Origin of the sequence: Paenibacillus sp. MY03 (assembly GCF_002165585.1) — a bacterium.
Lineage (GTDB): Bacteria > Bacillota > Bacilli > Paenibacillales > Paenibacillaceae > Pristimantibacillus > Pristimantibacillus agaridevorans.
The window spans coordinates 110,148-122,065 of record NZ_MXQD01000013.1 but is presented as its reverse complement, the minus strand read 5'-3'; the positions used below and the strand labels follow the sequence as shown (position 1 = coordinate 122,065).

7 protein-coding genes are annotated in these 11,918 nt (G+C 51.1%); all 7 read left to right on the top strand.

The annotated features are described in order from the left end of the window. The first annotated feature begins 199 nt into the window (after positions 1-199). Positions 200-1,972, top strand: a complete 1,773-nt coding sequence (locus B1748_RS15410) for a sensor histidine kinase (protein ID WP_087568821.1) — start codon at positions 200-202, stop codon at positions 1,970-1,972. Next, a complete protein-coding gene (locus B1748_RS15405) occupies positions 1,947-3,584 on the top strand; it encodes a response regulator (RefSeq protein ID WP_087568820.1) in 1,638 nt (545 codons plus the stop codon). Before B1748_RS15410 ends, B1748_RS15405 begins: the two co-directional genes overlap by 26 nt. Before the next feature lie 136 nt (positions 3,585-3,720). Next, a complete protein-coding gene (locus B1748_RS15400; RefSeq protein ID WP_179215600.1) occupies positions 3,721-5,418 on the top strand; it encodes an extracellular solute-binding protein in 1,698 nt (565 codons plus the stop codon). 118 nt (positions 5,419-5,536) lie between these two features. Beyond that, on the top strand, positions 5,537-6,391 hold the full coding sequence (locus tag B1748_RS15395; RefSeq protein ID WP_087568899.1) for an ABC transporter permease: 855 nt from the start codon (positions 5,537-5,539) through the stop codon (positions 6,389-6,391). 16 nt (positions 6,392-6,407) lie between these two features. Continuing rightward, positions 6,408-7,295: a carbohydrate ABC transporter permease gene (locus B1748_RS15390; RefSeq protein WP_087568818.1), complete on the top strand. Its 888-nt coding sequence runs from the start codon at positions 6,408-6,410 to the stop codon at positions 7,293-7,295. A gap of 29 nt (positions 7,296-7,324) precedes the next feature. Further along, positions 7,325-10,894: a DUF5722 domain-containing protein gene (locus B1748_RS15385; RefSeq protein ID WP_087568817.1), complete on the top strand. Its 3,570-nt coding sequence runs from the start codon at positions 7,325-7,327 to the stop codon at positions 10,892-10,894. 28 nt (positions 10,895-10,922) lie between these two features. Continuing rightward, entirely contained in the window at positions 10,923-11,918 is a 996-nt protein-coding gene (locus B1748_RS15380) for a sugar phosphate isomerase/epimerase family protein (protein WP_087568816.1), read from the top strand.

Sequence of the window (11,918 nt, the reverse complement as noted above, 5' to 3'; positions counted from 1 at the left end):
GGGTCATCTTTTTTTCGTCTCCCGACGATTCCGTCAGCGCAGATCAAAAAAGTATAATAAAAAGTAAAATGATTACAACATTTAAAGGGGAAGCGGACTTGTTACAATGAGATCAGGGGCCGGTATGCCCATTTCGTCGCGGAACTGCTTCATTAATCGCCCGGAGGAAGCTATTTTACAATAAGGGAAGTGAATAGTTATGAGCATTCGGCGCAATCTGCTCTCGATCGGATTGTACCCTAAAATCGTTTTGATTTTTATGGCGGCCATCATCCCGATTCTGTTCATCGGCTCGCTCATCGTCATCAAAGGGGAAGCGGCGATCCGCCGGGAAATAACCAATTCGTTGTCATCCAGAGTTCACTTCTATGTAAACGAACTGAATTCGGCGCTGGAGCATATCATCAGCCTGAAGCGGGAATATGTTTTTGATCCGGATATTCAGAGATTCAGCACGATGTCTCCGATCATGACCGATTACGAACGGCGGTTGGAAGTGCTTTTGATGCAAAAAAAGATGAAGACGCTGAAGTCGTCCAGCCCCTACATTCACGATGTGGGATTATTTATGGTTTCCGAGCACAAAATTATTTATCCGAATCGAATAACGTATAGCATTGATGAAGAAATGACATCGGTCCATGAACTTCTGAACCGCAGCTCGTTGCCGATTTTCGTTTGGCAAAACCAATTGATGTTGGCGGAACGTTTCCCTACCGGGACTTACGAAAATAGTTTGCCTGCTTATTGGATCGAGATTTCGCTGAATCGGGGGAAAATTCAGTCCATTCTATCGCAAATGCTGACGGAAAGCGGCGGAAACGCCATATTATCCGATTTGGAAGGAAATTGGCTTATTTCCGGGGATGACAGCAATGATCCGCTTCAACGTCAGATGGCCCAGCTTAATCAATCGTATGCCGAGGTATCCGGACAGCAGGTAATGACTGCTGCTGACAATCGCCAATATATGGCGGCATATGAGCGATTGCCGGAGCTTGGTATCGCTTTGACGCTTTATATGCCCGAGGAAGTGGTTCTGAAACCGTTGGCGGGTTACCAAATGTGGTTTCGCATTCTCATTGCGACGGCCATCGTCATTATTCTGCTTTATGCCTATTGGATCTATCTATTTTTGCAACGGCCGCTGCAAAGACTTGTCAGGGCATTTCGCAAAGTGAGCGAAGGATCGTTTGATGTGCAGCTGCAATCAAAAAGCCGGGATGAGATCGATTATTTCTACGAGCAGTTCAATCAAATGGTGGGTACGATTCAATCGCTTATCCATGATGTATACGAGCAGGATATCCGTTCGCAGAGAGCCGAGCTAAAACATCTTCAGGCTCAAATCAATCCCCACTTTTTGTATAACGCTTATTACCGGCTGCACCGGATGGCTCAAGACGAGGATACGGTTAATATCAAGCCGTATACTCGACTGCTCGGCGATTACTTGAAGTACATTACGCGCAATGCCCAAGAAGAGGCGATTCTCCGGATGGAAGTCGACCATGCCAGAACATACGCCGATATTTTGAAGATGCGGTTCGGCGACAAACTTACGATCCACTGGGAGGAGCTGCCTGCCGAATGGGAAAACCGCCTCGTTCCAAGACTCATTGTGCAACCCATTGTCGAGAACGCGTTTATTCATGGAGTGGAAGAATTGGATGAAGGCGGAATACTGAAGTTTTCCGTAATGGCGTCCGCGCACATGATCTCGCTTATCATCGAGGATAACGGCGATCGGTTGACCGATGAACGACTGGAAGAGTTAAATCGGCCAGGGAATTCGTTGTCGGACGATATCGAGACGACCGGTATGCTCAACGTGCACAGACGCCTTATCCTGAAGTTCGGGCCGTCATACGGTTTGCGCATTTCCCGCAGCGAGCTTGGGGGTATGCGCGTAGAAATCAATCTGCCTGACGCAGAGGAGGAAGAACATGAATCGATTGCTGATCGTCGATAATGAGGATTATGTGGTAAATGGTTTAATCGAGGTGATCTCTCAGCTGTCCCATCTCGAATTGGAGGTCATTGGCGCCTATTCGGCGAGAGAAGCGCTGGATTGGCTTAAGAGGACCAAAATCGATATCGTCGTATCCGACATTCGAATGCCCGGCATGGACGGGATTACGCTTCAACAGGAAATCATGAGGTACTGGCCGAAATGCAAAGTGATTTTTTTATCCGGCTTCAACGACTTCGATTACGTTCAGAACGCGATTAGAGGAGGGGCGCTGGACTACGTATTAAAGACGGACGGCGACGAACGTCTGATTGAAGCGGTAGAGAAGGCTGTCGCCAAGCTTCGGGACGAAATCGAAATCGAATCCTTGATCGTCAAATCGAAAAATCAAATGAGAATGGCATTTGAAACGCTGCAGCAGGACTTTATTCGCCAGCTACTACAAGGGGAGCGCCTGGAGGAGCGGGAGCTCTCCAAACAGTTCGCCGACTTGCACATTCCGCTGCAACCTTCGATGCCCGTGCTTGCGATAATCGGACGCGTGGACGAATGGATGGAAAATGTGTCCCATTATGACCGTTATTTGCTCCTGTATTCCATTCGAAACATTGCAGGAGAATATCTGGACACCATGGTCACGCAAATATCGCTCCCGATCGACAGGTTCAATATCGTATGGATGATTCAGCCCAAAAGTCTTCAACCCAGCAGCTCGGTCCGGGTGCAGGAAGATACGTGGAGCATGATCATCCGGTTCGTGCAAGGAACGTTCGAAATGATTCAGGCGGCATGCAAGGATCTGATCAAGCTCGACCTGTCGGTATTGATTGCCGATACGCCCGTGGGCTGGTCCGAGGTTAGCGGCAAATTCGCTTTGCTCCGAGGCAACCTGGCGCGGGGGCTCGGTTCGGGAAGAAAAGTGCTGATGATCGATCAACAGTTTGCAGGCAACGGCATAACAGAGAATCCCTTGCCCATGGATGCGGCTTCTTTTATCGGCAATCTCGCCTCGATGCTCGAAAACAATCGTCGGGAGTTGTTTTTCAATCTGTTGGACGAGCTGCTGTTGCAGCGGGATTCTGAAAATCAGGAGAAATATTATTTTATGGCCGCTTCGGTTATTTTGTCTTTTCATACAAAGGAATTAAAGCTTCGCAGCTCTGATGAGCGATGGGACATCGGCCGTCTTATTTTTCCCGACTTGAAGACGGCACCTTACGAAGCCGCCGATTATTTGCGCAAATGCGCGGAATCGATATTCGACTTCAGGGAGCGTTCCCGCGGCGAGAGCGAAAACGAACTGATGATGAAAGTGAAAACGTATATTGCCGATCATCTGACGAATGACCTGTCCCTGACGATTATCGCGGAGACTGTCAGCCACAATTCGTCTTATTTGTCCCGTCTGTTCAAGCAGAACAACGGTGTGGGCATTGCCGAATATATTACGGATTGCCGGATTCGGCTAGCCAAGGAATTGTTGGAGGACCCCGGCAACCGCATCCAGGATATCCCCGCGGCGATAGGCTTTACTTCCGTCCAATACTTCTACCGCGTGTTTAAGAAAGTAACGGGGAAGACGCCGCAGGAGTGGAGAGAAGCGAGCGTTTAGCCGGATCTCGAAAAAGTGCAAACAAAAAGATGCAACGGAAAGTAAAATCATTGGAATAGAGCTGCACTCGCGGGCGTTGTTATAATCGGTTTGCGCAATGAAATCGTTTGTCAAATCCAATCGAGGGGGTAAACAAATGTTCGGTAAAAAAGGATGGATGTCATTGCTGGCCGTAGTGCTCGCGTCGAGCTTGTTAAGCGCTTGCAGCGACAACAATGGCGGCAATGAAGGCAAGAAGCCGGTTGTGACAGGCGGTAATGAAAGTCCGACCGGGGAGCAGGGAGACGGCAATCCGTTCGGCAAGTTCGATCCGCCGCTTACGGTAAAGTCCGTGCTTAGCACGGAAGGATGGGCGACATTCCCGGAAGGGGAAACGTGGGACAACGATAATCGCTGGACGAAGCTCTACCGGGAAGCGCTAGGGATCAATCTGAAGTGGGATTGGATGGTGGATTCCACGCAATACGAGAATAAGATGAATGTATCGATCGCTTCGGGCGACATTCCGGATATTATGCGCGTGACCAAGAAACAACTGACTCAACTCGTGGAAGCGGATATGGTGGAAGATTTGACCGGAGTGTTCGATCAATATGCCATGCCTTATTTGAAGGAGCAAGTTCAGGATGCGCTGGCGTCCGCTCAGAAGATGGCGACCTATGACGGCAAGCTGATGGCGATTCCGCATTACGGCGGCGATCCACGCGATTCGCTGGTCACTTTGTACATCCGCGCCGATTGGCTCAAGAAGCTGAACTTGAAGGAGCCGACAACGATCGACGAGTTGATTCAGGTAGCGGAAGCGTTCGTAAAGCAGGATCCCGACGAGAACGGAAAGGATGATACGCTTGGTCTCGGCATTTTGAGCGCTACGATGGGCGGAGGTGCGATGGGCGGTTTTCTGAACGGCTATCATGCGTATCCCGACATTTGGATCGAGAACGGAAATGAAGGTTTGATTTACGGCAGTACGACGCCGGAGATGAAGTCGGCGCTCGGAAAACTGCAGCAAATGTACAAGGACGGGTTGATCGATCGGGAATTCGGAACAAAAGATTACAATCGGTTAAAAGAAGATGTCGTATCCGGCAAGCTCGGCATGTTCTACGGCACGATATCGGAATCGGCGCTGATTGCAGCCGACTTGATCAAAAACGATCCCGACGCGTCATGGAAGGCGCTTCCACTCCCTTCCGTTGACGGCAATCCGGCCAAACCAAACGTAGGCGTAACCGTAGGCGGCTTCTATGTCGTAAAAAAAGGTTTCTCTAATCCGGAAGCGGCCGTAAAGATGATGAACCTGTTCCTTCAGAAGGTGTATGGCGAAGACAAGGAAGGAACCAACAACGACTTGCAAGTATATGCCTGGGCGGAAAACGCCAAATACGCGATGCATGTGCTGTCGCCTGTTCAAGGCTACATCAAGGACTACAACTATAATTTGGTGCGCGACGCTTTGGCGGCGGGAGATCCCTCCGGATTAAACGAAGCGCTTAAGAAAACGTATGACGTGGTCTCGGGAACCGATGGAAGCGATCCAGATACATGGCAGCAATGGTGGATCCATCAACCGGAAGTGAGCCCGTTCGAGATTCGCGTCAAGTACCAGGAGCAGCCGGACGGAGTCGTCATTGACAAATATTTTGGCGGCGCGACCAAAACGATGGAAGAGAAGATGTCGACGCTGCTCACGATGCAGAATGAAACATTCGTCAAAATCATAATGGGCGCGGCTCCGATCGACGAGTTCGACAACTATGTGTCCAATTGGAAAAAGCTTGGCGGGGATCAAATTACGCAAGAAGTCAATGAATGGTACGAGGCGAATCGCTAAGGAAGGCTGATGCCGGAAGCGGGGAACGGACGTATACGCGTTCGATCCCTTGCGGCGGCGGGAGGTGAAGGCAACCGTGTTCAAACAAAAATGGAGACAGGAACGCTCCAACCATATCATGCTGCTTCCGGGAGTGGTGTTTCTCTTCTTGTTCAGCTATGTTCCAATGTTTGGCATTATCATTTCCTTCCAGAAGTATTATCCGACAAAAGGGTTCTTCGACTCCGAATGGGTCGGATTGGAAAACTTTCAGTACATCTTCGACTTGCCCGATTTTAGCCGGGTGCTGTGGAATACCGTTTTTATAGCGACGATGAAAATCATTTTGCATCTAATTGTTCCGATTGTAACGGCTCTGCTGTTAAACGAAATTCGCAGCGCTTTGTTTAAACGTTCGGTGCAGACGCTCATTTATTTGCCCTATTTTCTGTCGTGGGTCATTCTTGCTGGCATTTTAATGGATATTTTATCCTTAAAAGGGATTGTTAATCAAATGATTGAGGCGCTCGGCATGCAGTCCGTCTTTTTCCTCGGCGACAATAACTGGTTCCCGTGGACGCTGATTATATCCGATACGTGGAAGCAGTTCGGGTTCGATACGATCATTTATTTAGCCGCGCTCACGGGCATCAATCCGACGCTGTATGAGGCGGCAGTCATCGACGGAGCGAACCGATGGAAGCAGACGCTTCATATTACGCTTCCCGGCATGGCTCCGATCATCGTGCTGATGATGACGTTAAGTCTCGGCAACGTGCTGAACGCCGGCTTCGATCAAGTGTTTAATCTGTACAGCGCTCCGGTGCTTGAAAGCGGGGATATTCTCGATACGATGATCTATCGGATCGGACTTCAAGACTATCAATTCAGCGTGTCCGCCGCGCTGGGATTATTTAAATCACTTGTTTCCTTTGTTCTTGTGTCCGTATCGTACGGACTGGCGTATCGATTCGCCAACTACAGAATTTTCTGATTGGGGTTGCTGTCGGATGATAACGAGAACGTCCTGGAGCAGAAGAAGCTTCAATCTGGTCAATTACGCTATTTTGATCTTGTTGTCTGCGCTTTGTTTTCTGCCTATCGTGCATGTGTTGGCGCTGTCTCTTAGTTCCAAAATCCAGGTGACGGCAGGCAATGTATTGTTCTGGCCGCGCGAGTTTACCTGGGCTTCTTACGAATATGTCGCCTCTCAAGGGCAATTTTTCAAGTCGATGGGCATTACGGTGCAGCGGGTCGTGCTGGGCACCGTTATTAATCTCGCCTTGACGCTGCTGTGCGCGTACCCTCTATCGAAGGAACGCGGGGATTTCCGATTGCGATCGGTATACGTCTGGTATTTCGTGATCACGATCCTGTTCGGCGGAGGGCTGATTCCCTGGTACTTAACGATCAAAAACCTTGATTTGCTTAATTCGATCTGGGCGCTCGTGCTTCCTGGCGCTGTACCGGTATTCAATATCATTCTGCTGCTTAATTTCTTTCGCCGCCTGCCGAAGGAGATGAACGAGTCGGCGCGAATCGACGGCGCGGGCGACTGGCGGATTCTGCTTAGCATTTACATCCCCTTGTCAACGCCTGCGCTTGCGACGATTACGCTGTTTACGGTCGTTGGACATTGGAACTCGTGGTTTGACGGCTTGCTGCTGATGAATAGTCCGGACCGTTATCCGTTGTCCAGCTACTTGCAGACGGTCATTACGATGCCGGACCTGTCCAAGTTCACCGATCCGGAGATGGCGCGGGTATACAATCTAATATCCGATCGAACGACACGTGCCGCGCAGGTATTCGTCGGCATGCTGCCGATTTTGCTCGTGTACCCGTTTTTGCAGCGTTACTTTATCCATGGCATTGTACTTGGCAGCGTTAAGGAATAATCCTTTACTTCTACTGGAGGTTAGATTGGATGAGAACTTGGAAGAAGCTATTGGCCTTCTGCTTGGCTCTGATTCTGCTCCTGTCGGTCAACGCGGGGAACCGAACTACTTGGATACATGCTTCAGACGCGTCTGTGTCTCCCACTTCGAATATGAGAACGGTCGGACAGTTTGCACCTTACACAGTCATTGACGATTTCGAGTCGGACGAATCGCTGGCGAACTGGCAAGCGGGGGACAACGTGTCCGAAGCCAGCCTGGCCACGCAAGCGTGGAATGTGTTTTTTCCTTACGAGGGCAGCAAATTTCTGGCATTGAAAAGCGAACCGAACTTGCAGAACAATGTTTGGAGAACGGCTAGCCGAACGTTCGACCAACCGCTTGATCTTTCGAATTCGCGCTACCTGATGATGGCTTACAATCATTTTGGCTATTTGCCGAATGATGAACCTTATTACGCTCGCCTTGTCGCATACAGCGGCGACACTTCGTTAGAGGGCATCGTAAGGGTCTACAACAACAATTGGAACAAGATCGGCATCGATCTTAGCGGATGGGCCGGACGAAGTGCGATCGATAAGCTGGAGGTCAGCTTTCAGCATGACTTCGATCGCGCCGAACATCCCGATGACCCTTTGCCCTATTGGCCGAATACGGAGTTTTATATCGATTACGTACATGCGGCGAATATGCTCGACTGGCAATTTTCGTATGAAGGGGACACCGAAGGATGGTCGTTCAATGATTCGATTGAGTCTCCATCGGTGTCGGACGGCAGGCTGTCGCTGGGCTTGGCGGGAGGGAATTCCGCGATGACGTCGGCTCCGCTCAAGCTGGACCCGGCCGTTTACAACTTAGTGCGGCTCAAGCTCGGCAACGGCGCCGAAATTGCTTCCGGCCGATTGTATTGGACGACGGAGACAGACCCTGAATTTGACGAAGCCAAGTCGCAGGCGCTGGAGTCCGCGGAAGCGATTGACGGAGAGAACGTCTACTCGGCCAGGCTTATCGGGCATCCGAGGTGGACGGGGCAAGTGACCGGCCTGCGGCTTCAATTGGCGGGAGTCGGATCAGGGACGAATACGATTGCAATAGACGGCATTGACTTCGCCAAGCAGGATCGCCCGATCTACGATTATATCGGGGAGGTATCGGAGATTCGCGTCGATGCAAACGCCGTGACGGTGACCGGAAGGATCGGTGACGATGCGAATATCGGTAATGGCGTTGGCGTTGGCAATACGTCGACAGCCCAATTGCAGCTTTACGAGCTGGCTCCTTACCAGTACGAGCCGGATATTGATGCTCTGACTCCGATATCGACGAGCGCGGTTCCAAGCGGCAACGATACGTTTTCGTTTCATCTGGATCGGTTCGACGGGGACAGGGATCGCTATTACTCCAAATTTCTGGTCGTTGTTCGAGAGGCCGGAGAAGACGGCTCTGTACGCTACGTCGACGCTCCGAAGTCCGTGACCGATATTGCGTTTCCGGCGAAACATTCCTTTGCGTACCCGGACGCTCTATCCAAGAAAGGCCTGAATGTGCAGATGACGGACGATGCCGAGGAGCTCGGCGTCAGCCACGCAACGTTGACCGTCGTCGTAAACGGCCTTATGTATAAGGACGATACGGATCCGAACAATGCGATCGCGTTCGATTCGGAAGGCACGGCCTACCACTTTCATAAGGACGCCGTCGAAGAGCTGGATCGCGAGATAAAGGCGATGTCCGACAACGGCACAATCGTGAACCTGGTTCTTATCCTGTATGACGCGGACGACCCGGACGGATCGACGAATGTGCTGATTCACCCAGATGCCGCACGCGGCCAGGGGACCGTCTATGCATTCAACACTACGAACGCCGAAGGCGTCCGCTACTACAAGGCCGCCATGGAGTTTCTTGCCGATCGATATACGAGAGAGGATCAGCGATATGGTAGAGCGATGGGCTACATCGTGGGCAACGAGGTCGATTCCGCCTGGATCTGGCAGAACATGGGCGACAAGTCCGTCGATCAATTCATGGAGCATTACGAAAGATCCGTTCGGCTCGCCTATCAGGCCGTCCGCAAACATTCCGACAGCGCAAGGGTCTATATCTCGGTCGATAATGCTTGGAACGAACCCTACATGCCCAATCAGCCGACCCGTTTCTACGGGAGCAAAGATGTCGTCGACAAGATGAACGCTCTATCCAAGTTGGGCGGCGATTACCCTTGGCATCTCGCGCATCATCCGTATCCGGAGAACATGCTGGATCCGCGAACGTGGGAAGATCAGGAATATGTGAGCGACAGCTTCGATTCTCCCAAAATTACGTTCAAAAACCTCCAGGTTATCGACCGATACATGGGGCAGGAAACGCTGAAATATGGAAATGAGCGCAGACGGATTATTTTATCCGAACAGGGCTTCCACACGGAAAACGATACGCCGGAAGCACAGCGGCTCCAAGCCGCGGCTTACGTTTATGCTTATTACAAGTCGCGATTCCTGGACGGCATCGACGCTTTCATTATGTTCAATCAGCTCGATATTCCGGCTGCGGGTCTCAATATGGGGTTATGGACAGCGAACACGGAGCTGCCGGGATTCGTCGCGAAGGACCGCAAATTTATTTACGACGTGTTCAAATATATCGATACGGATCGCTCGCTTGAAGTCGCCGAATTCGCCAAGCCGATCATCGGTATCGAGAACTGGAGCGAGGTTGTTCCAAACTTCGACGCAGCCAAGCTTGCCCAGCGCATGCCGCCGCAGCTGGTTCCCGTATCGATTAACAAGCAAGCGCCGCATATCGTCGGCGGCGATAAGTTCGAAACGGGCAAAGACGGATGGGAGTTTGCGGATCATTCTTACGGGGTCAGCAGAACGACCGCAGATGCTTATGGAGGCACCGGTTCGTTGAAAGTCGACTTCGTGGACCTGGTAAGAATGACCTTTGTAGGACTCGAACGGCTGTGGAAAGGCGCGGAGAAAAAATTTGCCGAACCGATCGACGCAACCGGCAAGCCTCACCTCAATCTGGCCGTCAAGCTGACCGAACCTGAGGAGTCTCATACCTATTACGCGAAAGTGAAAGTGTACAGCGGGGATCTTGCGGCAGAAGGTTTAGCAAGAATCGACGCTAGCAAAGGCTGGCATGCCTTGTCTCTAGATCTTAAAGGGTGGGAAGGTCTTGATGCGATCGATAGAATCAAGGTTTGGACGCGCAAGACGACCAACGAAAGCTGGAGCGGGTCGCTGTTGATCGACGAGGTTGGCTTTTCGAGCAAAAACACTGCGATCGGCGGGTTGCCCAATATCGATATGGTCGCGACGTCTGATCTTGACGAGCTGGCCCCGGGCTCAACCATTACAGTAAAAGTGACTAATTACGATGACAAAAAAATGTCAGGTCAGATTCGAATCGAACCGATCGGCAATCTGTCGTTCCATCCCAAGATGCTGAAACTGAACGGATTGAAAACCGGGGAAACCCAGTCGATGACGCTTCAGGTATCCGATTATGATCCGAGCGCGGGCGGCGATGTCGGCATTCGATTCAAATATAGGAGCATAGCGCAGGAAACGATTCTTGTCAGCAACGAATGACATTACAACATTATTGGAGGTATCCGCAATGAGTCATCGCTATTCCGTTATATTATCGAATGTAGGGAGCTGCTCGGACCGATATGTGACCGGGGGATACGCGGAGCCGTTCTCCATCGCCGAGCTGTTCGGGCGCGTCGCTCAGATTCCACAAGTTACCGGCGTGGAGCTGGTCGGCACATGGCATGTCACGGATAAAAACGTTAAAGAACTGAAAGGGCATATGGATGAGCACGGACTTGAGCTGGTATCGATTATTCCCGATCACTTCGGACAGATGAAGTGGAAGTACGGCAGCTTCGCGGCCAAAGATCCGGCCATTCGCAAGGAAGCGGTCGCCCATACAAAAGAAATGATCGACGCGGCTATCGAGTTGGGAGGCGATCTCATCTCGTTGTGGCCAGGTCAGGACGGCTACGATTATTTGTTTCAGGCGGATTATATGCAAGAACGCGACTGGTTCGCGGAAGGATTGCGGGAGGTATGCCGCTATCGCCCCGATGTAAGGATAAGTCTGGAATACAAGCCGAAGGAGCCACGAACGCACAGCTACTTGAGCACGGCGGCCATGTCCGTCTTAATGGCCCAGGAGACCGGCACGGACAATATCGGAGTGACGATCGACTTCGGACACGCGCTTAACGCTTACGAAACGCCGGCCGAATCGGTCGCTTTGCTCAAGAGATACGGCAATCGGTTATTTCATGTGCATATGAACGATAATTTCCGCCACTGGGACGACGATATGATCGTTGGCAGCGTGCATACGATCGAAACGCTGGAATTTTTCTACTGGCTTAAGCGGACGGGATATAACGGCTGGTTGTCCATCGATCAATACCCTTACCGGGAGGATGGGCTTGCGGCGGTGCGGGAAGGGGTTAACGCGATGGAGACTTTCGCCGCCCTTGTCGATTCCATGGACCAAGCCGAAGTCGAAGCGTTGATCAGGAACGGCCGTTCGCCGGAAATTACGGCTTATCTTCGCCGATTGCTGTTATCCGTTCCGAATTCTGCTCGATAA